Source organism: Devosia indica, assembly GCF_003056405.1.
In the GTDB taxonomy this organism is placed as follows: Bacteria; Pseudomonadota; Alphaproteobacteria; order Rhizobiales; family Devosiaceae; genus Devosia; species Devosia indica.
The window spans coordinates 59,152-84,535 of record NZ_PYVZ01000013.1 but is presented as its reverse complement, the minus strand read 5'-3'; the positions used below and the strand labels follow the sequence as shown (position 1 = coordinate 84,535).

The 25,384-nt window shown below is 62.1% G+C and carries 25 protein-coding genes and 1 pseudogene; 4 read left to right on the top strand and 22 right to left on the bottom strand.

What is annotated here, in order from left to right; all coding sequences use genetic code 11:
* Positions 1–76: 76 nt before the first annotated feature.
* The 9 genes from DDE76_RS13430 to DDE76_RS13390 all read right to left on the bottom strand — a co-directional run bounded on the left by DDE76_RS13430 (position 77) and on the right by DDE76_RS13390 (position 8,585).
* Positions 77–1,090 (bottom strand): type II secretion system F family protein, encoded by a 1,014-nt coding sequence (locus tag DDE76_RS13430; RefSeq protein ID WP_104892096.1) that lies wholly within the window; start codon positions 1,088–1,090, stop codon positions 77–79.
* A gap of 16 nt (positions 1,091–1,106) precedes the next feature.
* Entirely contained in the window at positions 1,107–2,081 is a 975-nt protein-coding gene (locus tag DDE76_RS13425) for a type II secretion system F family protein (protein ID WP_104892097.1), read from the bottom strand.
* A 2-nt stretch (positions 2,082–2,083) separates the two neighbouring features.
* The gene (locus DDE76_RS13420) at positions 2,084–3,574 is read right to left on the bottom strand and encodes a TadA family conjugal transfer-associated ATPase (RefSeq protein WP_104892098.1); all 1,491 of its coding nucleotides are present in this window, start codon (positions 3,572–3,574) and stop codon (positions 2,084–2,086) included.
* Between the two features lie 38 nt (positions 3,575–3,612).
* Complete coding sequence (locus tag DDE76_RS13415; protein ID WP_104892099.1) at positions 3,613–4,887, bottom strand: CpaE/TadZ family protein; 1,275 nt, start codon at positions 4,885–4,887, stop codon at positions 3,613–3,615.
* A gap of 24 nt (positions 4,888–4,911) precedes the next feature.
* Positions 4,912–6,333 (bottom strand): type II and III secretion system protein family protein, encoded by a 1,422-nt coding sequence (locus DDE76_RS13410; RefSeq protein ID WP_158672380.1) that lies wholly within the window; start codon positions 6,331–6,333, stop codon positions 4,912–4,914.
* Between the two features lie 13 nt (positions 6,334–6,346).
* Positions 6,347–7,261, bottom strand: coding sequence for a Flp pilus assembly protein CpaB (gene cpaB, locus DDE76_RS13405; protein WP_104892101.1), 915 nt, complete (start codon positions 7,259–7,261; stop codon positions 6,347–6,349).
* Between the two features lie 209 nt (positions 7,262–7,470).
* Positions 7,471–7,983 carry an A24 family peptidase gene (locus DDE76_RS13400; protein ID WP_245891916.1) on the bottom strand — a complete coding sequence of 171 codons (513 nt, stop codon included), beginning with the start codon at positions 7,981–7,983 and terminating at the stop codon, positions 7,471–7,473.
* 92 nt (positions 7,984–8,075) lie between these two features.
* A complete protein-coding gene (locus DDE76_RS13395; RefSeq protein ID WP_104892102.1) occupies positions 8,076–8,285 on the bottom strand; it encodes a Flp family type IVb pilin in 210 nt (69 codons plus the stop codon).
* A gap of 114 nt (positions 8,286–8,399) precedes the next feature.
* On the bottom strand, positions 8,400–8,585 hold the full coding sequence (locus DDE76_RS13390) for a Flp family type IVb pilin (RefSeq protein WP_104892103.1): 186 nt from the start codon (positions 8,583–8,585) through the stop codon (positions 8,400–8,402).
* Between the two features lie 383 nt (positions 8,586–8,968).
* Here DDE76_RS13390 and DDE76_RS13385 point away from each other — a divergent pair, with 383 nt between their 5' ends.
* The 4 genes from DDE76_RS13385 to DDE76_RS13370 all read left to right on the top strand — a co-directional run bounded on the left by DDE76_RS13385 (position 8,969) and on the right by DDE76_RS13370 (position 11,391).
* A complete protein-coding gene (locus DDE76_RS13385; protein WP_104892104.1) occupies positions 8,969–9,415 on the top strand; it encodes a pilus assembly protein N-terminal domain-containing protein in 447 nt (148 codons plus the stop codon).
* Between the two features lie 166 nt (positions 9,416–9,581).
* Positions 9,582–10,112: a TadE/TadG family type IV pilus assembly protein gene (locus DDE76_RS13380; protein WP_104892105.1), complete on the top strand. Its 531-nt coding sequence runs from the start codon at positions 9,582–9,584 to the stop codon at positions 10,110–10,112.
* The gene (locus tag DDE76_RS13375) at positions 10,109–10,675 is read left to right on the top strand and encodes a TadE/TadG family type IV pilus assembly protein (RefSeq protein ID WP_104892106.1); all 567 of its coding nucleotides are present in this window, start codon (positions 10,109–10,111) and stop codon (positions 10,673–10,675) included. The genes DDE76_RS13380 and DDE76_RS13375 overlap by 4 nt, the downstream gene beginning before the upstream one ends.
* A gap of 95 nt (positions 10,676–10,770) precedes the next feature.
* Positions 10,771–11,391: an HAD family hydrolase gene (locus DDE76_RS13370; protein ID WP_104892107.1), complete on the top strand. Its 621-nt coding sequence runs from the start codon at positions 10,771–10,773 to the stop codon at positions 11,389–11,391.
* Between the two features lie 59 nt (positions 11,392–11,450).
* Here DDE76_RS13370 and upp read toward each other — a convergent pair whose 3' ends face one another.
* From upp to DDE76_RS13310, 13 genes and pseudogenes are all read right to left on the bottom strand, one after another.
* A complete protein-coding gene (upp, locus tag DDE76_RS13365; RefSeq protein ID WP_104892108.1) occupies positions 11,451–12,092 on the bottom strand; it encodes a uracil phosphoribosyltransferase in 642 nt (213 codons plus the stop codon).
* A gap of 26 nt (positions 12,093–12,118) precedes the next feature.
* Positions 12,119–13,336: a phosphopentomutase gene (locus DDE76_RS13360; RefSeq protein ID WP_104892109.1), complete on the bottom strand. Its 1,218-nt coding sequence runs from the start codon at positions 13,334–13,336 to the stop codon at positions 12,119–12,121.
* Positions 13,337–13,341: 5 nt separating this feature from the next.
* Entirely contained in the window at positions 13,342–14,655 is a 1,314-nt protein-coding gene (gene deoA, locus DDE76_RS13355) for a thymidine phosphorylase (protein WP_104892110.1), read from the bottom strand.
* A 148-nt stretch (positions 14,656–14,803) separates the two neighbouring features.
* Positions 14,804–17,170 carry an aldehyde dehydrogenase family protein gene (locus DDE76_RS13350; protein ID WP_104892111.1) on the bottom strand — a complete coding sequence of 789 codons (2,367 nt, stop codon included), beginning with the start codon at positions 17,168–17,170 and terminating at the stop codon, positions 14,804–14,806.
* A 191-nt stretch (positions 17,171–17,361) separates the two neighbouring features.
* Positions 17,362–18,351, bottom strand: coding sequence for a deoxyribose-phosphate aldolase (gene deoC / locus DDE76_RS13345; protein WP_104892112.1), 990 nt, complete (start codon positions 18,349–18,351; stop codon positions 17,362–17,364).
* Positions 18,348–19,142, bottom strand: a complete 795-nt coding sequence (locus DDE76_RS13340; protein ID WP_104892113.1) for a purine-nucleoside phosphorylase — start codon at positions 19,140–19,142, stop codon at positions 18,348–18,350. The genes deoC and DDE76_RS13340 overlap by 4 nt, the downstream gene beginning before the upstream one ends.
* Positions 19,139–19,549, bottom strand: a complete 411-nt coding sequence (locus DDE76_RS13335) for a cytidine deaminase (RefSeq protein ID WP_104892114.1) — start codon at positions 19,547–19,549, stop codon at positions 19,139–19,141. Before DDE76_RS13335 ends, DDE76_RS13340 begins: the two co-directional genes overlap by 4 nt.
* A gap of 177 nt (positions 19,550–19,726) precedes the next feature.
* Positions 19,727–20,701 (bottom strand): ABC transporter permease, encoded by a 975-nt coding sequence (locus DDE76_RS13330; RefSeq protein WP_104892115.1) that lies wholly within the window; start codon positions 20,699–20,701, stop codon positions 19,727–19,729.
* On the bottom strand, positions 20,701–21,789 hold the full coding sequence (locus DDE76_RS13325; protein ID WP_104892116.1) for an ABC transporter permease: 1,089 nt from the start codon (positions 21,787–21,789) through the stop codon (positions 20,701–20,703). The genes DDE76_RS13330 and DDE76_RS13325 overlap by 1 nt, the downstream gene beginning before the upstream one ends.
* A gap of 116 nt (positions 21,790–21,905) precedes the next feature.
* A pseudogene (locus DDE76_RS13320) lies at positions 21,906–23,456 on the bottom strand (ABC transporter ATP-binding protein); the annotation flags it as partial.
* A gap of 29 nt (positions 23,457–23,485) precedes the next feature.
* A complete protein-coding gene (locus DDE76_RS13315; protein ID WP_104892118.1) occupies positions 23,486–24,487 on the bottom strand; it encodes a BMP family lipoprotein in 1,002 nt (333 codons plus the stop codon).
* Between the two features lie 178 nt (positions 24,488–24,665).
* Positions 24,666–24,788, bottom strand: coding sequence for a hypothetical protein (locus DDE76_RS20045; RefSeq protein WP_281261862.1), 123 nt, complete (start codon positions 24,786–24,788; stop codon positions 24,666–24,668).
* 116 nt (positions 24,789–24,904) lie between these two features.
* Positions 24,905–25,369, bottom strand: coding sequence for an SRPBCC family protein (locus DDE76_RS13310; protein WP_104892119.1), 465 nt, complete (start codon positions 25,367–25,369; stop codon positions 24,905–24,907).
* Between the last annotated feature and the right edge of the window lie 15 nt (positions 25,370–25,384).

The following is a 25,384-nucleotide window of genomic DNA, read 5'->3' as shown; positions in this document are numbered from 1 at the left end:
GACCGGCTGAGGGACATCCGCTCTCTGCCGCCTGCGGCGGCACGGCAAAGCTTCTGCAGACGAAGCCGCAGGCGCCCTAGTTCCCGCTCATTGTCGATGCGACCGAGCCGGAGAAGACCTCGATCATGGCCGGGGACAGGATGACGATGAACAGCACCGGCAGGAAGAACAGGATCAGCGGCACGGTCAGCTTGGGGGGCAGTGCGGCGGCTTTCTTTTCGGCTTCCATCATGCGCGTTTCGCGGCCCTCCTCGGCCATGACGCGCAGGGCCTGGCCCACCGAGGTACCGTAGCGATCAGCCTGGATCAGCGCGGTCATCACCGATTTCACGCCATCCAGGCCGGTGCGGCGGCCCAGGTTTTCGTAGGCGCGGGTGCGGTCTTCGAGGAAGGACAATTCGGCGGTGGTCAGGGTCAGCTCCTCGGCCAGTTCGGCGGACTGGCCGCCGATTTCCTTGGCGACGCGCTTGAAGGCGTGCTCCATCGACATGCCGGCTTCCACGCAGAGCAGGAGCAGGTCGAGACAATCCGGCCAGGACCGGCGGATGGAGGCCTGGCGCTTCTGGGTCCGGTTCCTGAGCAGCAGCAGGGGCAGATAGGCGCCGACCAGGCCTGCGCCGATGGCATAGACCAGGTTGAGGAACAGCGGGCGATCCCCCGGCGTGACGAAGAGCAGATAGAAGGCGGCAAAGGCAAAAACGCCGATTGGATAGACCAGGCGCTGAAACAGGAATTTTGTCAGCTCCCCCTGCCCGCGCAGCCCTGCCATGGCCAGCTTGTCGACGGTGGTATCGTCCTGGAAGGCCTTCTTCAGGTCGAGGCGCTCAACGGCCCGCTTCATATAGGACTTGGGTTCCTTGCCGCGCCGGATGGAACTGCGGCCATCGCCACTGCCCGATGCGCCGCGCAGGCGCGCCATTTCCTCGGCGCGCATCCGGTCGCGTTCGACCGCGACGCGCTTGATGCGCTTCTTCATGTCCTGGCGGACAATCATGGACGATCCGAAGGTGAAGACAACTGCCGCCGCCGAAACGGCGGCCAGAACGGCGATGAGAAATTCCCGCTGGGTCAGAAGCTCGATGATGTTCATTGACGGCGCCCCCGGGTCAAACTTCGAACTGCACCATGCGGTTCATCACAAATATGCCGGTGGCCAGCATCAGCACGCCGACAGCCAGACAGATATTGCCGACCGGTGTGACGAACAGAGGCTGCAAATAGGTGGGCGTGACCAGCGACACCAGAGTGGCCACCACGAAGGGCAGCGAGCCAATAATGCCGGCCGAGGCCTTGGCCTCGGAGGACATGGCCTTGACCTTCTGCTTCATCTTCTTGCGGTTGCGCAGCACGCGCGCCAGATTGCCCAGCGCTTCGGACAGATTGCCACCGGCCTGCTGCTGCACCGAGATGACCACGACGAAGAAATTGACTTCGGGCAGTGGCACGCGGTCGAGCAGAACCTGCACCGCTTCGGTCATGGACAGGCCAAAATTCTGCTGATCGAGGACGCGGGCAAACTCGGACTTGACCGGCTCCTTGGTGTCCTTGGCTACCACGCGCATGGAATCGTTGAGCGGCAGGCCGGTCTTGACGCCGCGCACAATGGCCTCGACGGCGTTGGGCAACTCGTCGAGAAAGCGGTCCTGATATTTCTTGCGGCGGCGCGATACATAAAAGCGCGGCAGCAGATAGCCGCCCGCCACCGCAAAGATCGCGGCGAAGTAGAATGGCACCTGGACTACGACGAGCACCACGAACAGCACGACCCCGAAAATGATGCTGTTGCGGATGAAAGCCGCGGGCTTGATGGTCATGCCGGCCTGAAAGATCAGATCGGACAGGCTCAGGCGCTTTCTGGCATTGAGCTCGTCGGTCTGGGATTTGAGGGCCTGCTGCACCGAGCGGCGCCGATCTTCGCGCGTGCGGCTGGCATCGGCCTCGCGGCGATTGGCGCGGATGTCGCCCTGAAACGCCTTCATGCGCTGTTCAGCGCGCTTATTGCCCAAGGCCGAGGGCACAAGGGCAAAGCCGGCAGCCCCGATGGTGATGACGAAAAGTGCGACCAGAGCGAGCGTAATCATGATCAGCGCCCCAGAATCTCGTGCTCTTCGATATTGGCCTTTTCGAGCGCCTCGACCAGATTGGCTTCTTCGTTGAAGTAGCGGGCGCGCTCGGTGAATTGCGGCTTGGTGATGCCGGTGGAGCGATGCTTGCCCAGCAGCATGCCATTGGCGTCCTCGCCCATGATATCGTAGAGGAAGACGTCCTGGGTGACGATGACATCGCCTTCCATGCCCAGCACCTCGGAAATGTGGGTGATGCGGCGCGAGCCATCGCGCAGGCGCGCGGCCTGGACGATGACGTCGATGGACGAAACGATCATTTCACGAATGGTGCGGCTGGGAAGGGCATAACCGCCCATGGTGATCATGGATTCCAGACGAGACAGGGCTTCGCGCGGCGAGTTGGCGTGCAGCGTGCCCATCGAACCGTCATGGCCGGTATTCATGGCCTGGAGCAGGTCAAAGGCCTCGGGGCCACGCACTTCGCCGACGATGATGCGTTCGGGACGCATACGCAGGCAGTTCTTGATGAGATCGCGCATGGTGATCTCGCCTTCGCCCTCAAGATTGGGCGGGCGGGTTTCGAGCCGCACCACATGGGGCTGCTGGAGCTGAAGTTCGGCCGAGTCCTCGCAGGTGATGACGCGCTCGTCCTTCTCGATAAAGGCGGTCAAACAGTTGAGCAGCGTGGTCTTGCCCGAGCCGGTACCGCCAGAGATCAGCACATTGGCGCGCACGCGGCCCAGAATGCGCAGCACTTCGGCGCCTTCGGGCGAGATGGAATTGTACTTGACGAGCTGCTGGAGGGTCAGCTTGTCCTTCTTGAACTTACGAATGGTGAGCGCGGCGCCATCGATGGCCAGCGGCGGGGCAATGACGTTGACGCGGGAGCCATCGGGCAGGCGGGCGTCGCAGATCGGCGAGCCTTCATCGACGCGGCGGCCGACCTGGGACACGATGCGCTGGCAGACATTCATCAGATGCGCGTCGTCGCGGAAGCGCACATTGGTCAGGCGCACCTTGCCGGCGACTTCGATGTAGCACTTCTGCGAACCGTTCACCATGATATCGGCGATGTCGTCGCGGGCCAGCAATGGTTCGAGCGGGCCATAGCCGAGGACGTCGTTGCAGATATCCTCGAGCAGATCTTCCTGCTCGGAAATCGACATCACGATCGATTTGAGCGCGATGATCTCGGCGACGATGTCGCGGATTTCCTCGCGCGCGGCCTGGCTCTCCATGGTGGCGAGCTGGCTGAGATCGATGGAATCGATCAGCGCGTTAAAGATTGCGGACTTGGTCTGGAAATATTCCTTGGCGCGCTGGGCATCGGCGGGTGCGCGGACATCGAGCACCTCATCGGTGGTGCGCATGCGCGCGCTCATGCCATCGCCATCGCTGGCGCGGCGCTGCGGCGCAGGTGCCGGGGCGGGCGACGGACTGGCCACTGGCCGTGGTGCCTCGCTCAGTCCGGGCGTATTGCCGCCAAATGTGGTGCGCTTGCCAAACATGAAAGTCCCTACCGTCCTGGTCTCTACGCTTGCAGGCTTCAGGCCCGCTTCTTGAACAGGGATGGAAGCTTGAGCAGGCTCCCCGTTTTTGCCGGCGCATGACCCGGCTGCCGGCCGGTCACATGCATGCCGATATTGGAGAAGATCTCGTTGATCTTGTTGTTGGCCGCGACCTCGGCGATCATCTGCCCGTTATTGGCCGCCGTGCCGAAAAGCTGCGCATCAAAGCCGATCTGGCCGATCAGCTCGCATTCCACCGAGGCGGCGAATTCATTGGCTCCAATCTCGGGCCGGCGTGGAATGCCGAGCTTGTTGATCACCAACCTGGGGCCGGCATCGGTGGGACGCAGCGCCTTGATGGCGTCGGCCATGTTCTTGGCATTGCGCAGATTGGCCAGGTCCGGCTCGGCAACGATGACGACATCGTCGATCGAGGCCAGGGTCTGGCGGGTCCACCCGTTCCAGCCATGGGGAATGTCGAGCATGATGATCGGCACGCTCTTCTGGCAGGTCTCGATGACCTGTTCGAACTCACGTTCCTCGAAATCCCAGGTGTGATCCAGGGTGGCGGGCGCGGTGAGCAGATTGATGTGGTTGGCTGCCTTGCTCATTAGCCGATCCAGCATGGTCTGATCGACCTTCTGGTTGGCCAGAACCGCATCGGCCAGGCCATGGGGCGGGTCCTGATTGAAATTGAGGCCGGCCGTGCCGAAGGGCAGGTCCATATCCACGATCAGGCAATCCTGGCGCAGGCCGGTGGCGATGGCCCAGCCCACATTGTGCGCAATGGTGGAGCTGCCTGCGCCGCCCTTGGCCGAAATGAAGCCAACCGTACGCCCGATCGGGGCGGCGCCTTCGGCGGCATAGAGCTCGGTAATGGCGGTGACGATCTCGGACGAGGTGGCCGGGAGCACGACATATTCGGAAATGCCGGAACGGATCAGCTCGCGATAGAGCAGCACATCGTTGACATGGCCAAGCACGATGACGCGGGTCGAGGCATCGCAGACCTCGGCAAGCCGTTCGAGCGCGGATGGAATCTGATCGGGCGGCAGCGTGGTTTCAACGATGATCAGATTGGGCGTGGGGTTTGACTTGTAGGTCTCGACCGCGCCGTCGATGCCGCCATTGTGCGTCGTCAGCGCCACCTTGGACATGCGCCGGTCGTGCATGGCGCTTTCGACCAGCTGGGCCGACTGGGAATGCTCGCAGAAGGCCTGAATGGTGATGCGCGGCACAAGACGTGCGCCCGAGGCGATCTCGGCTGCCGGCTCATCTGCCTGTGCTGGCTGGTCAGGGGTGAGGAAACTCATAGATCTGGTGCTCCTGATCCGCAATCAGTCCAAAACAAAGCCGACATTGCCGGAGAACCCGCCGCGGAATTCGCCGGTGGCGCCGACGCCGTAAATAGTCTCGAGCCGCCCGAGGAAAATGCCTTCGGCATCGCTGGCCATCATCGTGCGGTCTGTCGGCACGGGGATGGAGTTGGCCGGGCTGGGCGAGACAAGATAGGGGGTGACCAGAATAACCAGTTCGGTCTGCTGGGTCTGGTAGTCGCGCGAGCGGAACAGGGCGCCCAGGATCGGGATATCCCCGAGCAACGGAAACTGCTGGATGTCCTGGCTGGCAGATTCCTGCAGCAGGCCACCGATTGCGAGCGTCGTGCCGCTGGGCAGTTCCACCGATGTCGCCGCCTGACGCTTGGTGATGGAGAAGTCAGCCTGGGGCTCGGACACCGAGGTATCGACCTTAAGGCCGATCGACCCGTTCGACTTGACCGTTGGCACGAATGACAGCTCTACGCCGTAGGGCTTGAAGATCACAGTGCGCGTGTTCTCTTCGTCATCATAGGTGTAGTAGGGCAGTTCGCCACCGGCCAGGAACTTGGCCTCCTGCCCGGAAATCGCCGTCAGGGTCGGCTGGGCCAGCACGCGCAGCGCCCCGCGCCCTTCCAGCGCCCGCACGGCGGCCGCCACCGCGTTCCCGTTGCCGTCATTGTAGCCGACGTTCAGCCCATCGGTGGGGAAGGAATCGGTCAAAAGGCGATTGGTGAACTCGAACAGGTTCAGCGTGCCAACATTGAGCAATGCGCCGAAATTGATGCCGAACTGCTTGGCGATGTCGCGCTTCACCTCGGACACGGTCACCTGCAGCATCACCTGCTGGGCACCCGCGATGTCGATAATGTTGGCGACGTTCTTGGGATCGCCGGCAAACTGGATAGCGACTTCCTGGGCCCGGTCCTTGTCCTCGGCGGACTGGACCGTGCCGGTGAGCACGACCCGGTTGGTATCATCGTTCAGGGTCACCGATTCCACGCTGATGTGGGAGCCGGGAATGACGCGACGCAGGGCGTCTTCGAGGGCATTGCCGACCTGGGAGGGCTCTTCGATGACGCGCAGGTCCAGCACCTGGATAGTGCGACCCTGGTCGTCTAGGAAGAAGACATTGGTGTTACCGCCGGTGATGCCCTGAATGATGCTGCGGGTGCGGGTGCGCATGATCGCAGCAGCCACATCGGGCTGGGAGACGATGACTTCGGCAACACCGGCCGGCAGATCGACAATGACCGACTTGTTCAGCTCGACATCAAGCGAACGCACCGCGCCATAGGCCGAGGCGGCGATGGTTACCTGTGCCGGGGTGGCCTGCGCCATGGCCGGGACGATGGCTGCGGTGGCGCCCATCAGGGCGGCCAGGCCGAGCGTGGCGGCGCCTCGCGAGACCCTGCGCAGTGTCGAATTAATTGGCTTGTCCATCATTGTCTCGCCTCTATTGCGGCAGGATCTGGGGCGTCGGGGACACCTCCGGGGCCTGATTGTTGCCGGGCAGATTGTTGACTTCGGGGGTGCTGTAATCATTGGCGTCAGCAGACATGGCGCTGCCGGCCAGCACGCTCTGCTCGCGGCCATAGCGGATCAGCCGGACGGCCTGATTGGTGGGCACGCCCGTTTCGACGCGATTGAAATCGGCCACCGAACGCAGGGTGAGGCTCAAGCGTCCCCGGGTCGAGGCGTTGACCAGGGTTTCGGCCTGGGCCGGATCGAGTTCGAGCGTGGCAATCGTTGAGTCATTAAACGTTGTCGGGTTGGGGCTGTCTTCGGCGCCGGTTTCGTCGCCCCCGCTGACACCCATTTCACCCAGCCGCTTGCCCAGGGCCAGGACGCGCACATTGGACAGAATGACCTCAGAACGCTGGCCCATCTCGGTGGAGGTGGTGAGGAGCACATCGACATGGTCGTTGGGCACCACGAAACCGCCGGCGCTGGAGGCCGCCGAGACGGTGACCGAGACGCCGCGCTTGCCGGGCGAGAGTACAGCGGAGAGATAACCCTGATCGGCACGGACCAGCTTGGCCTCGCGGATCGGTTCGCCAGGGAAGAATTCGAAGCGGGCGACAGCCCCGGTCAGTTGCTCGGGCGCATCGGGCATGGCCGAAACCGTCACGTATTCGGTGCGCAGCGCGCCTTCGGGCCAGTCCTGCCACTCGACGCGCTCGGGATTGAGCCGCTCACCAACGCCAATCGGCGCCCTGGCCACCAGAATCTGGGTCTTGGCTTCCTGGACGACCTCGGTCCTCACCTCGGTTGTCGGTGCCGGCGGCCTGCTGCCTCGCATGACCAGAAAGGCCGCCAGAGAACCTGCCACGAGGGCAACCAATAACAGGACGATACGCGCGGGTCTCATGCCCTACTCCGGTTGTACGCGAGCCTACTGGCCCAATTCCACCGGATGAACTATGGAAGCAAAGGGTCAAGTTTTAGTTAATCAGGGCTTTGCAAAAGGCGTTAACAAGTTATGAACGCTTGCTTTTTGCGAGTGCGCAAAGCATGCATCAAAAAGACCACCGGCGATTATTTCGCCAGTGGCCCCACCAAAAAGCTGAATACTGACGTTCAGGCCGTAAGGCGCTCGAAAATAGCGGTATTGGAGTAGGTCAGCAGGCCGGCCGCCGCAAGGGCGATGCCATAGGGCACGCCCTGCTTGGGGTCGTGCAGGCGATTGAGCCAGCCCAGCCAGGGGCGACCAGCGAGCAGGGTATCGAGCGGCAGGCGGCGCAGTATCAAGATAAACAGCGTCAACACACCGCCGAGCAAGGCGGCATGCACCAGATAGGGCAAGGTAAGCCCGAAGCCGAGCCAGAGCGTGGTCGCAGCGGCCAGCTTGGCATCGCCACCGCCGATCCAGCGCATGGCGAACAATCCAAAAGCGACAACCAGCACGACAAAGGCGCACAGCACATGCATGGCGAACTGCTGCAAAGGCAGTTCAACCACCAGCGCCATGGCGACAAAACCGGCGACCAGCAGCAAGACCAGCTTGTTGGAGATGCGCATGGTCAAGAGATCCGACGAAGCGGCAAAGGCCATGGCCAGGGGGAAGAAAAACAAGGCTATAGACTGGAACACATCATCCTCCACGCAAGACTTGGCTGCCGGACCAAGCCATTGTTGGCACGGACAGGCTTAAGAAATGGCGAATGGGGAAACGCAGATATTGCCTAGAGCGCAAGACCCGCCATGACTTCGTCGCGGACATAGGCCCAAAGGTCTTCCAGGCCGCCGCCCAACATGAGCGCGGACCCCACAATGGCGACTGAGAGCAGAGAGGCAATCATGGCATATTCCATGGCCGTCGCGCCCTGTTCATCGTCCGCCAGCCTGCGCAGGGCGGCTCCAAGACGAAAATCGATCCTTTGCGGTCCAGACATATGCAATCCTCACCTCAAGAATCGAAATCGCGGGCTCAGCCCAAGGCGAGAGCCCGCGATGCTTTACCAGCCGATCACATCACGGACGTGACCCGCTATGCGCGTGGTGACCTATCAGGGGTCAGCCGGTGCTGCTTCAAAACCCAGTTCGGTGTTGATCGTCTCAAACACGCCCTGGAGGCCATCACCCAGAACGGAGACAGCAGCGATAATACCAACAGAGATGAGCGCGGCGATCAGGCCGTACTCGATTGCCGTCGCGCCCGACTCATCCTGCGCGAAACGTGCGAAAATATTCATTCCCAGGCTCCTTTTTTACACGTCCTCGGGTGAGCGCAGTGTCGGACCACGTCACTCATCGAACATGGCCTGACGCTAGCCGCCACACGTTGAAATAGCGTTAATCGGGCGCCTGGCAGCTAGATTGTGGCGGGTTGCCGTTTTTCTGGTAAACACCACGTTCAACAAGTAGATAAAATTAGATATAGCCGATAACTGCCATTACCTCCATATATCAAGAGCACGGAGATTTATTCGGCGCATTCATATTGAACCGACCTTATGATCTATACTCACACCGCACCAATCCGGAGCGCGCAAGCGATCATTCCCGCGGCGTTTGCCAAGTATTTACCATTCGGGTGGATCGTAGGGGACAGCGTATCAGTACCCAGGTTTGCACCATGTTCCGTTTTGCCGCCACTGCCCTGTTGCTTGCCGCAACTCTTGCGGCACCGATGCCCGCCCTGGCCCAGGACGGCGCGCCGATCAATGTCAATGTGAACATGGCACGCATTCTGCGCATCAGCGCACCGGCTGCAACCGTCATTGTAGGCAATCCCGGCATTGCCGATGTGACCATCCAGGATCCGCAGACCTTGATCCTGACCGGCAAGAGCTATGGGCAGACCAATCTGATCGTGCTGGACAGCCGGGGCGAACCGGTTGCGGACACGCTGGTGGAAGTGGTGCAGATGAGCGCCGGCATCATGACTGTCTATCAGGGACAGAGCCGGACGACCCTGTCATGCGCGCCGACATGCCAGCCGGTGGTGATGATGGGCGATGACACCGGCTATTCGGGCCGGGTGCTCGCTTCCTCCCAACTGGTGCAATCGGCTGCAAACTAGGGCCGCGCCGATCTCCGGTACCGCGTTAAGCTGGCATTTACCCTAAGGTCCAACCCCCGGCTGTGCGTTGATCTTCCTAACCATTGAGTGAGGGTATCCCCCTAGTCTGGCTCCAAAGCGTTGAAGCGGGAGCCAAAGCGAATTGTTCGGCAAGGGCTGGCACAGGATGAAGCGGCAGAGCCGCCATTTTACGCGCGACCAGCGCGGCGTGACGGCTATTGAATTCGGACTGCTCGCCCTGCCCTTTTTCGGCATTATCGGGGCGATCATCCAGACCTCGGTGATCTTCCTGTCCTCGCAGATCCTGGAGAGCGCGGTACAGGATGCTGCGCGCACCATTCGCACCGGCCAGGTGCAGGACGCCGGAACCACGATCGAGGAGTTCCGCGCCGATATCTGTGGCCGCCTCTACGGGCTGTTTCCCGATTGTGCCGGGTTGCACATCAGGGTCAATACGCTGGACAATTTCCAATCCGCCGATCTGGAGCCGCCACTCGACACGGATTGCGAGGAACCCTGCGACTGGACGGTGGGCGAGAGCTGGACGCCTGGCAATGGCAAGGCGGTTACCCTGGTTCAGGTCTATTACCGCTATCCGGTGACGATAAAACTGGGCATTCTTGGCATGTCGAATATGGGCGATGGCCGGCGGCTGATGGGCTCCGCAACCGTCTTCCAGAACGAGCCGTTCTCATGAGCGGGATGCGCGCATTGCTCGATGGGCTGAAGCAGTTTCGTCGTGCCGATCATGGCGCAGCGGTGGTGGAGTTCGCCCTTATTCTGCCGGTCATGCTGTTCACCTATATCGGTATGCTGGAAGCGAGCGCACTGATTACCAAGGACCGCAAGGTACAATCGGTGGCCGGTGCCGTTGGTGATCTGGTGGCGCGCATGGACGGCACAATCACCAATGCTCAGATGGAGGATTTCTTCCTGGCGGCAAGTGGCATCATGACCCCTTATGACTCCAGCGAAGTCCTTCAGGTGGTCACCGCCGTGTGGGTCGACGGCGACGGGGCGACCAGGGTGGTCTGGACCCGACAATATCAGGGCGAGGACTATAGCAGCGAAACCCCACACACGGTGGGAGGCGCTTACGCCTTGCCTGACGAGATGATCGATATCGCCAAGGGCAACATGGTGATCGCCGCCGAAGCCAGCTATAGCCACCCCGCGGGAATCATCATGGACGTGCCGGTCAATCTGTATCGCTCCGCCTATTTCCTGCCGCGCTTCGGCGATCCCATCTCGATCAACTAGTTGTCCTGCCAGGCCGGGCACCGACCCCGCTTGTCCGCGCTTTCCTGCCGTGCCACAAGCCGCTCAGACTTTCTCGAACCAAGCGGACGGCTCACATGGACGACCACATCATTCCCGTATTCGATCTGGGCGGCGTCTTCGTCGACTGGAACCCGATGTATCTGTTCCGCAAGCTGTTCGACAGCGAAGAAGATGCGCAATGGTTTCACGACCATATCTGCACCGGGGACTGGAACCTGGAATTCGATGCCGGCGAGATCTATGCCGAGGGCGTGGCCAAGCTGATTACCCGCTTTCCCAAATATTGGCGGGAAATCCAGACCTTCGACACACGCTGGAAGGAAACCGTGGGCGGGTTCATCGAGGGCACGATCGACATCCACAATGAGCTGATCGAGCAGGATATCCCCACCTTCGCGATTACCAATTTCTCCTGGGAAAAATGGGTCAATTGCCTCGGCGAATGGCCGTTCCTCGAAAAATTCGATGGGGTGGTGGTGTCAGGTCTTGAAGGACTGGTGAAGCCCGATCCGCGGCTCTACCGGGTGTTCTGCGAGCGCTATGCGCTGGCGCCGGAAAGCTGCGTGTTCATCGACGACAGCGAGCCCAATATCGTGGCCGCGCGCAAGTTCGGCATGCAGGGGATCCACTTCAAGGACCCGGTGCATTTGCGGGCCGACCTGATTGCGCTGGGCCTGCCGCTCAAGGCGAAGTAAGTCACCCCTCATCCACCCTTCGGGCACCTTCTCCCACCAGGGGAGAAGGGAAACCCCACCTATCGGGTGCCGTACATGCGGTCGCCGGCATCGCCGAGGCCGGGGACGATATAGCCTTTTTCGTTGAGGTGATCGTCGATGGCGGCGGTATAGACCGGCACGTCGGGATGGGCTTCGGTGAAGTGCTTGATGCCTTCAGGCGCGGCGAGCAGGCAGAGGAAGCGGATATTGTTGGCGCCGCGCTCCTTGAGCTTTTCCATGGCCGCCGTGGCCGAATTGGCGGTGGCCAGCATCGGGTCGACGACGATGATCAGGCGGTCTTCGAGGCTCGATGGCGCCTTGAAATAGTATTCGACCGGCTCGAGCGTTTCATGGTCGCGATACATGCCGATATGGGCAACGCGGGCGGCGGGGACCAGGTCGAGCATGCCATCGAGCAGCCCATTGCCGGCACGCAGGATGGAGGCGAAGACCAGCTTCTTGCCCTTGATGGCGGGCGACTTCATCGGCGCCATGGGCGTCTCGATGTCGATCATTTCCAGTTCGAGATCGCGGGTGACCTCGTAGCACATCAGATGCGCGATCTCGCGCAGCAGGCGGCGAAACCCGGCAATCGAGGTCTCCTTGTTGCGCATGATGGTCAGCTTGTGCTGGATCATGGGGTGATCGATGACCGTCACATTGCCCTGGACCTTGCTCATCGGAACACCTCTTGTCTGTTGGTCTTTTAGAGAAAACTCTTGCCGTGGCGTCCGGGGGACAGGCCCAGCCAGGCAGCGATGCTTTCACCTATATCAGCGAAGCTGGGGCGAATGCCAATCTCTCCCTTGGGCAGGGCTGGGGAAAAGACCAGGATCGGCACCTGTTCGCGGGTGTGATCGGTGCCCGGCCAGGTCGGGTCATTGCCGTGATCGGCGGTGAGAACAAGCAGATCGTCATGCCGCAGGGCCGCAATGATCTCAGGCAGGCGGCTGTCGAACAGTTCGAGCGCGGCGGCATAACCGGGCACATCGCGGCGGTGACCGTATTCACTGTCGAAATCGACGAAATTGGTCATGATGAAAGCGCGATCCGCGGCCATCTCCATGGCGTCGAGCGTCTTGTCGAAGAGCTGGGGAATGCCGGTGCCCTTCAATTTGTGGGTGACGCCGGAGCCGGCATAGATGTCGGAAATCTTGCCGATTGCATAGACTTGGTTGCCGGCGGCCGCATTGCGGTCGAGCAGGGTCGGCTCGGGTGGGGCAATGGCGAAGTCGCGGCGATTGCCGGTGCGCTTGAAGGTATCAGGCGTTTCACCGATGAAGGGGCGGGCAATGACGCGACCGATCTTGAGCGGCTCGGTCAACTCGAACGCGACCCGGCAGATCTCATAGAGCCGGTCGAGGCCGAAATGGGTTTCGTGCGCGGCGATCTGGAACACGCTGTCGATGGAGGTGTAGCAGATCGGCATGCCGGTGCGGATATGCTCCTCGCCCAGCTCGGCAATCACGGTCGTGCCCGAGGCGTGCTTGTCGCCGAGAATGCCCGGCAGGCCGGTGCGCTTGAGGAATTCGGCGATGAGGTCGGGCGGAAAAGTCGGCTCTGTCTGGGGGAAGTAGCCCCATTCGAAGGGGACGGGGACGCCAGCGATTTCCCAATGGCCCGACGGGGTATCCTTGCCTTTGGACACTTCGCGACCGACGCCGAAGCGGCCGCCTTTGGGCGCGTCGGAGAGATTGGGCGGCAGGGCGCCGGTGGAGAGTTTAACGGCGGCACCAAGGCCCAGGGCGTCCATGTTCGGCACATGAAGCGGTCCGGCACGCAGGCCGTCCCGGTCCGCCTTGCCGGCAGCGGCCCATTCGGCAATGTGACCGAGCGTGTTGGACCCTTGATCGCCATAGGCAGCGGCATCAGGGGCGCCGCCAATACCGACGCTGTCGAGGAGGCAGACTATGGCGCGGGGCATGGCGGTTACTCCCTGGGCAAAACGCGTTCATAAACGACGGTAGGATCGGGAACGCCAGATCCGATCCGATAAGCGGCCTTGATGCGCCGCTCAGCTTCGTCCGCAGCGGCCTCGTCGTTTGCGTGCATCCGAGCAATCGGCCGGTTGCTAGCGCCAACGTCCCTCCAGAGCGGTGCCAGGTTGTCGAAGCCCACTGCGTGGTCAATCGCATCCTCTGGCCGCCTTCGTCCTCCGCCCAGAACGACAACTGCCATCCCAACTGCACGAGTATCGATGTACTCTATCTGTCCTTCTTCGTCTGGGTAGACATCGCGAATGATCTTTGCCTTCGGCAAATAGCTGTCCATGCGTTCGATAAAGTCGCTGGGGCCGCCAAGACCAGTCACCATACGCCCGAAGCGTTCTGCGGGTTCGCCGCTGCCGATAATGTCGCCGACCTTTCGTTGGGGCTCATTCTCACCAACGAGGTCCGCGATCTCCGTGCAAAGACTGTAAGTGACGTCAAACAGACGGTTATCTGCGCCTTTCCCTGTGAGGAAGTCGACTGCGTTGCGGACTTCCAGGCCGTTGCCGGCGGCGCTGGCGAGCGGCTCGTTCATATCGGTTATCAAGGCACGCGTCCGCAAGCCTGCGCCATTGGCGACATTGACCAGGCTCTGCGCCAGATCGCGGGACTGTTCCAGCGTCGGCATGAAGGCGCCCGAGCCGGTCTTCACGTCAAGGATCAGCGCGTCGAGGCCGGCGGCGAGCTTTTTCGAGAGGATCGAGGCGGTGATCAGCGCAATGGACTCGACCGTGCCGGTGACGTCGCGGATGGAATAGAGCGTCTTGTCGGCGGGGGCGAGATCGGCGGTCTGGCCGATAATGGCGCAGCCGGCTTCGCGCACCACCTTGCGAAAGAGCGCATTGTCGGGCTGGGTCTGGTAGCCGGGGATGGCATCGAACTTGTCGAGCGTGCCGCCGGTATGGCCGAGACCCCGGCCCGAAATCATCGGCACATAGATGCCGCAAGCGGCCAGGATCGGCGCCAGCATCAGGCTCACATTGTCGCCCACGCCGCCGGTCGAATGCTTGTCGGCGACCGGGCCATCGAGATTGGACCAGTCGAGCACCGTGCCGCTGTCACGCATGGCCAGGGTCAGCGCGACGCGCTCGTCCATGCTCATGTCGTTGAAATAGACCGCCATGGCAAAGGCGGCGGCCTGGGCATGGGAGACCGTGCCGCTGGCAAAACCGGCGATGAACTGGGCAATGTCGTCCTGGGCAAGGGCCTCGCCATTGCGCTTTTTTAGGATGACTTCTTGGGGGAGGAAGACCATTTTGACGTGCTCGCGTGCCTCGCCCTCGTGGTTCGAGGGTCGCTGCGCTCCCGCCTCACCATGAGGGCTTACGAAAGCGCCGAGTTCTCGGAGCCCTCATGGTGAGGTGCGAGCGGTTTCGCGAGCCTCGAACCACGAGGGCGGTTGTTCAGGCCCCGTAGGGGATCCAGACGTTTTTGACCTGCGTTGCCTTGCTCAGGAAATAGTCGCCGGCAAAGCGGGGATCGGCGAGGTCGTAGTAGAGGCCGCGGCTGGTCCAGGTCTGTTTCAGGTTCCCCACCGAGGCTTTCTCGACCATGGCGGAGGCTTCGGCATTGCCGGCGAACCAGAGGCCATCGACACCGTCGTGCTCGGCCAGGGTCTTGGCCAGCGTGACGCTATCGCCGGTGACGATATTGACCACGCCATTGGGCACGTCCGAGGTTTCGAGCACCTGATAGAGATCGGTGATCGAAAGCGGGCTGCGCTCGGAGGGTACCAGCACGACAGGGTTGCCCATGGCGAGAGCCGGGGCGAGCAGGGCAATCGAGCCGAGCAACGGGCGGCTCGGCGGCGCAACAATGCCGAGAACGCCCAGGGGCTCGACCAGGGCTGTAGCGATCATGCGCTGGGGCGGGTTGTGCACGGCACCATCATACTTGTCGGCCCAGCCGGCAAAGGCAAAGAGCCGCTCGACCGATTGGGCGACCTCCTCATGGCCATCTTCGCCGGTCTGCGCCTTGATGCGGGCGGCAAATTCATCGCGGCGATAATCGAGGTTCTCGGCGAGGAAGTAGAGGATCTGCGCGCGGGTATGGGCGGCCGTCGTGCCCCAGCTCAGCGCCTTGCGGGCCGCTTCGACAGCATTGCGGATGTCCTTGCGGTTGCCTTCGCCGACTTCGCCGACCAGCTCACCCTTGGGGCCGAGGACCGGTCGGTTGTAGCCGCTGTCGGGGCGGGCCTGCTTGCCGCCGACATACATCTTGGCGGTCTGGTCGAGGCTGCCCGTGTCGAGGGGGTTGGCTGCGGCGGGCTTAGCCGGCACCTGGGCCGGCGCTGGTTTCAGCGTCTTTTCCCAGGCGGGCTTGAGATAGGCGCTCATGCCTTCGCGCCCACCTTCGCGGCCAAAGCCGCTTTCCTTGTAGCCACCGAAGCCGACGGCGGCGTCAAAGTTGTTGGTGCCGTTGATCCAGACCACGCCGGCCTTGAGCTGGGGCGCAATATCGAGGGCGAGATTGATGTTCTCGCTCCAGAGCGTGGCGGCCAGGCCATATTTGGAATTGTTGGCCAGCGCCACAGCCTCTTCAGGCGTACGGAAGCTCATGGCGACCAGAACCGGCCCGAAGATCTCCTCGCTGACCAGTGTATTGGCCGGCGAGACATTGGTAACGAGCGCGGGCTTCAAAAAGCAGCCATTGGCCGGAAGCTGGCCATCGGGCTCATAGACTTCGGCGCCCTCGGCAATGCCCTTTTTCATCAAATCCTTGATGCGCTCGACCTGCACCGGGGCGACCAGGGCGCCGATATCGATGGACTTGTCGAGCGGATCGCCAACCCGCAGCTTTTCCATGCGCGCCTTGACCTTGGCAATGAAGCGCTCCTCGATGCTCTCCTGCACCAGAAGGCGCGAGCCGGCGCAGCAGACCTGGCCCTGATTGAACCAGATGGCATCGACCAGACCCTCGACGGCGCTGTCGAGATCGGCGTCTTCAAAGACGATATAGGGCGATTTGCCACCCAGCTCGAGGCTGAGGCCCTTGCCGGAGCCGGCGGTGGCGGCGCGGATGATCTTGCCCACTTCGGTCGAGCCGGTGAAGGCGATCTTGTCGATATCGGGATGGTTGACGATGGCGGCGCCGGTGTCGCCCTCGCCCGTGACGATATTGACCACGCCCTTGGGCAGGCCGACGCGCTCGCAGATCTCGGCGAACAGCAAGGCCGTCAGCGAGGTGAACTCGGCGGGTTTGAGCACCACGGTATTCCCGGCGGCCAGGGCAGGCGCGATTTTCCAGGCCAGCATCAGCAGCGGGAAGTTCCACGGGATGATCTGGCCGCAGACGCCATAGGGCACATGGTCGGGGAACTTGCTCGACAAATGCGTGGCCCAGCCAGCGTGATGATAGAAATGGCGGGCGACCAGCGGAATGTCGGCGTCGCGGGTTTCGCGGATCGGCTTGCCATTGTCCATGCTTTCGAGCACGGCAAAGAGCCGGGAATGCTTCTGGATCATGCGGGCAATAGCATAGAGATACTTACCGCGCTCATAGCCGGAGAGAGTGCCCCAAGTTTTGAAGGCGGTGCGGGCGGCCTTGACCGCCGCGTCGACATCGGCGGCGGTGCCATCGGTGATTTCGGCCAGCGAGGCGCCGGTCGCGGGATTGTCGGCGGTGAAGGTCTTGCCCGGCTTGGTCCATTTGCCATCGATGAAATGGCCGAATTTTCGGGACTTGCTGTCGAGCCAGGCAATGGCCTGGTCGGGCGCTTCGGGCGCCGGGCCATAGTCGAGGCTATCGAAGATTTGCGCGATCTTGTTCATTTTGGTCCTCCCGAGGCGCGGTTTCAGCCGGCCCCCGTCCTTCGAGGCTCGCTTCGCTCGCACCTCAGGATGAGGGCCTGCGGAGCATTGGTTCGCTTCGCGCTCGCCTCAGGATGAGGTTCTACGAAGCTGTTTAGCCCTCATGGTGAGGTGCGCGGCGCGCCGCGCCTCGAACCACGAGGGCGGGTTCATCACACCATTGGTTGCCTGTAATCTGCCGCATAGTGGCCGGTCAGCCCGTGCTCCAACTGCCGCTCGATATCGGTCAGCAGGCTCGACGCGCCGAAGCGGAACAGGTGTGGTTGCAGCCAGTTCGTGCCCAGCTCTTCCTTCATCAGCGCCATATATTTGAGCGCGTCGCCAGCCGTGGCGATGCCGCCGGCGGGCTTGTAGCCGATCTCGATGCCGGTCTCTTCGGCGAACCAGCGGATCATGCGGATCATGGTGAGCGAGGTGACCAGATTGGCATTGACCTTTTCCTTGCCGGTCGAGGTCTTGATGAAATCGGCGCCAGCCAGCATGCAGACAAGCGATGCCTTGGCGACATTGGTCTGCGTGGCCAGTTCACCGGTGCCCAGAATGGTCTTGATATGGGCGTCGCCGCAGGCCTTGCGGAAGGCCTTGACCTGATCGTAGAGCGCCTGCCAGTCGCCCCGCAGCACCATGCCGCGCTCGATGACGATGTCGATTTCCCTGGCGCCATCCTTCACCGAAGCCTCGATCTCATTGAGCTTGGTTTCGACCGGCGCCAGGCCATGCGGGAAGCCGGTGGAAACGGCGGCAACGGGAATGCCGGAGCCGTCCAGGGCGTCGACCGCGGTCTTGACGAAGCTATGATAGACGCAGACGGCGCCGGGCAGAATCCGGCGATTGCCCATGTCGAGCTGGTCAAGGATGTCGCGGCGAATGGGATTGCGGGCCTTGGCACAGAGGCGCTCGACGCGGCCGGGGGTATCGTCGGCGTTGAGCGTGGTCAGGTCGATCATGGTAATCGCCTTCAAGAGCCAGGCGAGCTGATAGTCCTTCTTGACCGTGCGGCGCGCGCCAATGGTGCCGGCGCGGCGCTCGAGCGCCGAGCGGTTCATGCGGACGCGCTCGACCCAGTCGAGATCGAGCGGGTAGCCGGGATTGCGCTTGTGCACCGGCTCGGTTGTGGTGTTGTCGACGACCTTGAGACTCATAGTTCCTCCACCAATGCGGGGATCAGTTTCTTGAGTTTTTCAGCCCCCTGAACAGCCATAAGCTTGGTGTGCTCATGGCTGATATTTTCGCTCGACAGGCCCGCGCCCATATTGGTGATGGACGAGCAGGCCCAGACTTTCATCCCCAGGAAACGCCCGAGAATGACTTCGGGTGCCGTGGACATGCCCACGGCATTGGCGCCTAAACGCATGGCCATCTGGATTTCGGCCACCGTCTCGAAGCTGGGGCCGGAATACCAGAGATAGCCCCCTTCCCCGAGCGCGTAGTCGAAACGCTGGGTCAGCTCCGTTGCCTTGGCGCGCAGGGCGAGATCGTAGCAATTGACCATGTTGACAAAACGGCGGTCGGTCGGTTCGCCGATCAGCGGGTTCATGCCGGCATAGTTGATGTGATCGGCAATCAGCATCAGGTCGCCGGGCTGAAAGCGCTGGTCGACAGAGCCGGCGGAATTGGTCAGCAAAAGCGTTTCGGCGCCGAGTTCGGAAAGGGCCTCCAGCGCCGGGCGCATGGCGGCGGCATTGCCGTGTTCGTAATAATGCTGGCGGCCGGTGAGGACCGCGACGCGCTTGCCGCCCATCTGGCCGATCAAGAGGTCTCGGCCATGGCCGGAGACGCCACCGCCGGGAAAGCCCTTGAGTTCCGAATAGGGAATGGTGATCTTTTCATCGAGCAGATCGCCAATGGCCGAAAGGCCGGAGCCGAGCACGATGGCGGCAGCGATCGGCTCCTTGCCGGCAATCTTGCGGATGGTCTTGGCGGCCTTGGTCATTTTCCCAGGAACTCCGGACCAAACGAATGCGGCAGGAGCTGGCCCAGGGTCTGCACCAGCGGGTCTCCATCGACGCCGTGGGAGATGACTTCCACGTCGAGATCGGCGAATTCGCGGATGCGCTGGCGGCAGCCGCCGCAGGGGGTGACGGGGGTGACGCCCGGACCAGTAACATAGATGCGGCGGATGCGCTTGCCGCCGCCGGCCAGCATGGCAGCAATGGCACTGGGCTCGGCGCAGTTGCCCACCGGATAAGCGGCGTTTTCGACATTGCAGCCAGCATAGATCTTGCCGTCATCGGCCAGAATGGCGGCGCCGACCTGAAACTTCGAATAGGGCGCATAGGCGTTGGCGCGCACGGCCTCCGCGGCGTCGAACAGGGCCTTGTCGGTTTCTGGAGTATTCATCAGTTCAACTCGGCTCACTTGGACTGGGATATCCTTCCCGTCTCCCCTGAGGGGAGAAGGTGGCGCGCATGCGCCGGATGAGGGGTTCAGCATCGCGTTCTATTTGTCTGGCCTTCACCCCTCACCCCTGAAGGGGCGAGGGGGCGAAAGCGCCGACAATCTAGTGCAAGGGGCGCCTTAGCGCTCCTTGGTATATGGGACGCCGGCGGCCTTGGGCGCGACGGCACGGCCGATGAAACCGGCGAGCAGCACCACGGTCAGGATATAGGGCAAAGCCTGGATGGCCTGCACCGGCACCTCACCGATGAAGGGGAAGCTCTGGCCCTGGATGCGGAACTGGATTGCATCGAGGAAGCCGAACATCAGGCAGACCAGCAGGGCCGGACCCGGGCGCCATTTGGCGAAGATCAGCGCCGCCAGCGCTATATAGCCACGACCTGCCGACATGTTGTTGTTAAAGCCTGCCGACTGGGCGATCGAGAGATAGGCCCCGCCAATGCCCACGAGCACCGCGGTGATGATGAGCGCCTGATAGCGCAGGCGTGTCACCGAAATGCCAGCAGTATCGATGGCCTTGGGGTTTTCGCCCACGGCACGCAGGCGCAGGCCAAAGCGACTGCGGAACAGCACCCAGGCGGTCACCGGCACGGCGATGAAGGCGACATAGGTGATGATGTTATGGCCCGATATCAGCTCGCCATAGATCTGGCCGAGAACCGGGACATCGCGCAGTTCTTCGGCAAAAGGCAGGGTGATGGGGTTGAACCGCTGGTCGCCCGAAAGCTGGGGCGTGTAGCCGCCGCGGCGGAACCAGGACTGGCCGAGGAAGGTGGTGAGACCGGCAGCGAGGAAATTGAGCGCCACGCCGGAAATGGTCTGGTTGCCCTTGAAGTTGATTGAGGCCAGACCGTGAATGCCGGAAAAGACCAGCGCAGCGCCAACCCCCGCCAACAGGCCTAGCCAGGCCGATCCGGTGACGGCGGACATGGCCGCCGCGGCAAAGGCGCCAGCCAGCAGCTTGCCTTCCAAGCCAATATCGATGATGCCCGAGCGCTCCGAATAGAGACCGGCCAGGGATGCCAGGATCAACGGCACCGCCAGGCGCACGGTGGAATCCAGGATCAGGGTGATGTCGACGAGGATTTGGTCCATCACTTGTCTCCCGCCGTTGCGTCAGGTTGGAAGAACATGCGCGAGAGCGGGCCGCGCATCATATCGCCCATGGCGCCGGTGAACAGAATGACCAGCGCCTGGATGGTGACGATCATTTCGCGGGTGATGCCGGGCATCTGGAAAGCCAGTTCCTGCCCGCCCTGATAAAGCATGCCGAACAGCAGCGCCGACAGGCCAACGCCGATGGGATGGCCCTTGCCCATGAAGGCGACGGCAATGCCCACAAAGCCGGCGCCGTTAACGAAGTTGAGGATCAGGCGGCCCTGCACGCCGCCGACATTGTTGACCGCGACCATGGCGGCGAACGCGCCGGCCAGGGCCATGATGATCATGATCATCTTCTGGTTGGAAATGCCGGCATAGTTGGCGGCCACCGGGTTGTTGCCCAGGGCACGGACCGAGTAGCCGAATTTGGTGCGCCAGATCAGCCAATAGACGAAGAACAGCGCAGCAATGGCCAGGAAGAAGGTGAGGTTGACCGGCGAGTTGCGGAACAACTCGATGAAGCCGCGCAATTGCGGTACGCGGGTGATGGCCTCAAGCGGGGCGCTTTCATCGGAATTGACCCCTTCGGGCTTGAGGATGCGGCTGATGATGAAGCCCATCATCGAGACGGCGATGAAATTGAACATGATGGTGGTGATCACCACGTGGCTGCCGCGCTTGGCCTGCAGATAGCCGGGAATGAAGGCCCAGGCCGCGCCAAACAGGGCGCCGCAGATGATCATCAGCGGGAAGACCAGCGCCCAGTGCATGCCGTTGAGCGCCAGGCCGATCAGGATGACGCCCAGCCCGCCGACATAGGCCTGGCCCTCCGGGCCGATATTGAACAGCCCGGCGTGATAGGCCAGCGACACGGCGAGGCCGGCAAAGATGAAGTCGGTGGTGTAATAAAGCGTGTAGCCGAAGCCAGAGCCATAGCCGAAGGCGCCATAGAGCATGATGCCGACCGCCTGGAGCGGGTTCTGCCCCACGGACAGCACGATCAGCCCGCCGACGAGGAAGGCCAGGGTTACATTGAGCAAGGGCAGGAGGACGACGTCGGCCCAGCGTGGCAATGGGGTCATCAGTTGGTATCCCTGCCGGAATTGTCTTTGGGGCTCATTTCCACCAGCGTCTGCTGCACTGGTGTCTCATGCTCGGGCAAGGTACCCGGTTCAGTGACCACATTGTCGGTGTGCGAGCCGGTCATGCGCAGGCCCAGCTCGGTCTCGTCGGCCGTGGCCGGATCGGCCTCGCCCACGATCTGGCCATCGAAAATCACCAGGATACGATCGGACAGGGAACGGATTTCATCGAGTTCCACGGAGACGAGCAGAATGGCCTTGCCGGCATCGCGCATCTTGATGATCTGATTGTGGATGAACTCGATGGCGCCGATATCAACGCCGCGGGTGGGCTGACCGACGACCAGCACATCGGGATCGCGTTCCATCTCGCGAGCCAGCACCAGCTTTTGCTGATTGCCGCCGGAGAAATTGGCGGTCTTGAGGTCGAGCGCGGCAGGGCGCACATCGAATTTCTTCATGTAGTCCTGGGCAGTGGCCCGGGCCTTGGCGATATCGAGAGCCGGACCGTCGCCATATTTGCCCTGATAGCCCAGAATGGCATTTTCCCATGCGGCAAAATTGGTGATCAGCCCCATGCGCAACCGGTCTTCGGGCACATGGGCCAGACCTGCCTTGCGGGCGCGGGCAGCGCCATCATCGCCCTCGAGCGAGAGCGGATTGCCATTGACCCGGATGGTGCCCGATTTCTGGTCGCGCATGCCGGCGATGGATTCGAGCAGTTCGGACTGGCCATTGCCCGCCACGCCGGCAATGCCGACAATTTCGCCGGCCCGGACCTGGAAATTGACACCCTTGACGCGCGGCGTGCCGAAATCGTCGGTGACGACGAGGTTCTCGACTTCGAGCAGTACCTTGCCGGGCTTGGCGGCGCCCTTTTCCACGCGCAGCAGCACGCGGCGGCCGACCATGAGTTCGGCCAGATGTTCGGGGCTGGTATCGGCGGTGGGCAGGGTTTCGACCATTTCACCCTGGCGCATGACCGAGACTTCGTCGGTGATCGCCATGATCTCGCGCAGCTTGTGGGTAATCAGGATGATGGTTTTGCCTTCCGCCCGGAGCTTGCCCAGAATGCGGAAGAGGTGGTCAGCCTCGGCCGGCGTCAGCACGCCGGTGGGCTCGTCCAGAATGAGCGTTTCGGCGCCGCGATAGAGCGCCTTCAAAATTTCAACGCGCTGCTGCTGGCCCACCGAAAGATTGCCGACAATGGCGTCGGGATCGATGTCGAGGCCATAGTCCCGCGCCAGATCCTTGAGGTGGCCGCGGGCGCGGTTGAGCGTGGGCGTAAGCAGGGCTGAATCCTCAGCGCCGAGCACGACATTCTCGAGTACGGTGAAATTGTCGACCAGCATGAAATGCTGGTGCACCATGCCAATCCCCAGCGCCAGGGCATGGCGGCTGTCGGTGATTTCATGGGCCACACCATCCACTAGGATGGTGCCGCTATCGGCGGTGTAGAAGCCATAAAGGATCGACATCAGCGTCGATTTGCCGGCACCGTTCTCGCCCACAATGCCATGCACCGTGCCGCGTTTTACGGCGAGGTGAATGTCCTTGTTGGCGTGGACCGGACCGAAATGCTTGTTGATGCCGACAAGCTCGATAGCGAGCGCAGAGGCAGCGGCCCCGGAGGACCGCTGCTCGTTTGTCGGGTTAAGACCTGTCATCGCAGTCTCACCCTTTTTGGTTCAAGCCTTTAGAGAGCGTCGCAGTTCTGGTCCGTGCGGTAGTCGTGCACGGTGACGGCGCCCGAAATGATGTCGGCAGTGGCCTGATCGACAGCCGCCTGCATCTCCGCGGTGATCAGGTCGGCATTGTTCTCGTCGAACGCAGCGCCCACACCTTCTTCGGCCAGGCCCAGAACGATGGTGCCCGGCTCCCAGGTGCCGTCCTCGACGCCCTTGAGGGCATTGTAGGTGGCAACATCAACGCGCTTGAGCATGGAGGTCAGGACCGATCCGGGATGCAGATGGTTCTGGTTGGAGTCCACGCCGATGCCGAACTTGCCGGCGTCGGCCGCGGCCTGCAGCACGCCTGCACCGGCGCCACCGGCAACCTGGAAGATGACGTCCACGCCCTGGTCGAGCTGGGACTTGGCAACTTCAGTGGCCTTGACCGGGTCGTTGAAGGCATCAAAGCCGGTGCCGACATAGGTTTCGAGCACTTCTATGTCGGGGTTCACCGACTTGGCGCCCTGGGCATAGCCGCAGGCAAAGGCTTCGAGCAGGTCGAAATTGAAGGCCGGAACAACGCCGATCTTGCCGCTTTCGGACTTCATCGCAGCGAGGATGCCGACGAGGTAGGAGCCTTCATGCTCCTTGAAGACCACGGACTGGACGTTGGGCAGGTCAACGACGGTGTCGATGATGGTGAACTTGGTATCGGGGAATTCCGGTGCGACTGCGCGCAGAGCGGTTTCCCAGGAGAAGCCGGGGAGCACGATCGGGTTGTTGCCGCGCGAGGCGAACTGGCGAACAGCCTGCTCGCGCATGGCGTCGCCCGAGATTTCCAGATCCTGATAGGCGCCGCCTTCTTCGCGGAAGCGCTCGGCGCCGGTATAGGCCGCCTCGTTGAACGATTTGTCGAACTTGCCGCCACCGTCATAGACGAGTGCACCATCGGCAAACGCGGCACCGGCCATGATGGCGCCAAGTGCAACACCGCCTGCGACGGCCTTGGTAAGGGTCGAAAGTTTCATTGATTTATGTCTCCCTGTCTCGCACCAGCATCGGGCCAGGCCCGAGGGTCAATCTGCGTGCGCTAACAGCGGATAAAATCGTGCAATGGCGTCTGCCGCAAGAGGGAAGGCGCAAATTTTTCCCAATTGGTCAAAAATGGTTGAGAGTTCTGTGCGGCAGGGCCGGGAGAGCCCCGCTTCAGAAGCGCGCCAGCAGGGTCTGGAAGAGCTGCCCCAGATCGACATCGACGAACAGCGTCACAAGCACCGCGGCGGCGGCGATGACGTAAAGAGCAAGGCTGTCGCGTGTGTCGGTGGACATGGTGGGATTTGAATCAAACTGGTTTCAACACCCTTTCTCTAACCCATGGGCAGCGGCGAAATCATGGCCGAGTTGCGGCCGATTCCGGCATGGTTAAACATTTCTGAAGATTTCGCTCAGGCGGGACCGAGCGGCTCGATATCGGCACCCATGGCGGTGGCGAAACGCTCGAAGAAGCCATCGATGATCCGTTGCGCCGAATTGCCGATCACCGCCTTGCCCAGCTTCATGATCTGCCCCGACGCGCCGCCATGCGCGGTGAAAGACAACAGCGTCTGCTCGCCATCGTCGGCAAGCACGATGTCGGCAGCGCCTTCGGCCAGCCCGAGCAAACCGCCCTTACCCTTGCCGGCCAGCGTATAGCTCGCCGCCGGGACCACATTGGTGAGCACCAGTTCGCCTTTGAAGACCGGCTTGACGACGCCGAGATTGACGGTAATCGCCAGATCCAGCGTATCCGGGCCGGTCCAGCCAATATGGCTGCAGCCGGGAATGGCGGCCTTGAGCATTGCTGGATTGTTCAGGGCCTCCCAGACCAGAACGCGGCTGGCCGCTATGCGGTAGCGTCCACCAAAATCCATCAGGTCCGGCGCCTC

Coding starts and splice junctions, on each gene's coding strand:
- DDE76_RS13315 (WP_104892118.1), bottom strand. CDS start 24,487: ATGAAACTTTCGACCCTTACCAAGGCCGTCGCAGGCGGTGTTGCACTT.
- DDE76_RS13310 (WP_104892119.1), bottom strand. CDS start 25,369: ATGGATTTTGGTGGACGCTACCGCATAGCGGCCAGCCGCGTTCTGGTC.
- DDE76_RS13385 (WP_104892104.1), top strand. CDS start 8,969: ATGTTCCGTTTTGCCGCCACTGCCCTGTTGCTTGCCGCAACTCTTGCG.
- cpaB (WP_104892101.1), bottom strand. CDS start 7,261: ATGAGACCCGCGCGTATCGTCCTGTTATTGGTTGCCCTCGTGGCAGGT.
- DDE76_RS13330 (WP_104892115.1), bottom strand. CDS start 20,701: ATGGACCAAATCCTCGTCGACATCACCCTGATCCTGGATTCCACCGTG.
- DDE76_RS13410 (WP_158672380.1), bottom strand. CDS start 6,333: ATGGACAAGCCAATTAATTCGACACTGCGCAGGGTCTCGCGAGGCGCC.
- upp (WP_104892108.1), bottom strand. CDS start 12,092: ATGAGCAAGGTCCAGGGCAATGTGACGGTCATCGATCACCCCATGATC.
- DDE76_RS13380 (WP_104892105.1), top strand. CDS start 9,582: ATGAAGCGGCAGAGCCGCCATTTTACGCGCGACCAGCGCGGCGTGACG.
- DDE76_RS13420 (WP_104892098.1), bottom strand. CDS start 3,574: ATGTTTGGCAAGCGCACCACATTTGGCGGCAATACGCCCGGACTGAGC.
- DDE76_RS13325 (WP_104892116.1), bottom strand. CDS start 21,789: ATGACCCCATTGCCACGCTGGGCCGACGTCGTCCTCCTGCCCTTGCTC.
- DDE76_RS13415 (WP_104892099.1), bottom strand. CDS start 4,887: ATGAGTTTCCTCACCCCTGACCAGCCAGCACAGGCAGATGAGCCGGCA.
- DDE76_RS13335 (WP_104892114.1), bottom strand. CDS start 19,549: ATGAATACTCCAGAAACCGACAAGGCCCTGTTCGACGCCGCGGAGGCC.
- DDE76_RS13425 (WP_104892097.1), bottom strand. CDS start 2,081: ATGATTACGCTCGCTCTGGTCGCACTTTTCGTCATCACCATCGGGGCT.
- deoA (WP_104892110.1), bottom strand. CDS start 14,655: ATGGTCTTCCTCCCCCAAGAAGTCATCCTAAAAAAGCGCAATGGCGAG.
- DDE76_RS13430 (WP_104892096.1), bottom strand. CDS start 1,090: ATGAACATCATCGAGCTTCTGACCCAGCGGGAATTTCTCATCGCCGTT.
- DDE76_RS13370 (WP_104892107.1), top strand. CDS start 10,771: ATGGACGACCACATCATTCCCGTATTCGATCTGGGCGGCGTCTTCGTC.
- DDE76_RS13390 (WP_104892103.1), bottom strand. CDS start 8,585: ATGAATATTTTCGCACGTTTCGCGCAGGATGAGTCGGGCGCGACGGCA.
- DDE76_RS13340 (WP_104892113.1), bottom strand. CDS start 19,142: ATGACCAAGGCCGCCAAGACCATCCGCAAGATTGCCGGCAAGGAGCCG.
- DDE76_RS13360 (WP_104892109.1), bottom strand. CDS start 13,336: ATGCCCCGCGCCATAGTCTGCCTCCTCGACAGCGTCGGTATTGGCGGC.
- DDE76_RS13350 (WP_104892111.1), bottom strand. CDS start 17,170: ATGAACAAGATCGCGCAAATCTTCGATAGCCTCGACTATGGCCCGGCG.
- DDE76_RS13375 (WP_104892106.1), top strand. CDS start 10,109: ATGAGCGGGATGCGCGCATTGCTCGATGGGCTGAAGCAGTTTCGTCGT.
- DDE76_RS20045 (WP_281261862.1), bottom strand. CDS start 24,788: ATGTCCACCGACACACGCGACAGCCTTGCTCTTTACGTCATCGCCGCC.
- DDE76_RS13395 (WP_104892102.1), bottom strand. CDS start 8,285: ATGTCTGGACCGCAAAGGATCGATTTTCGTCTTGGAGCCGCCCTGCGC.
- deoC (WP_104892112.1), bottom strand. CDS start 18,351: ATGAGTCTCAAGGTCGTCGACAACACCACAACCGAGCCGGTGCACAAG.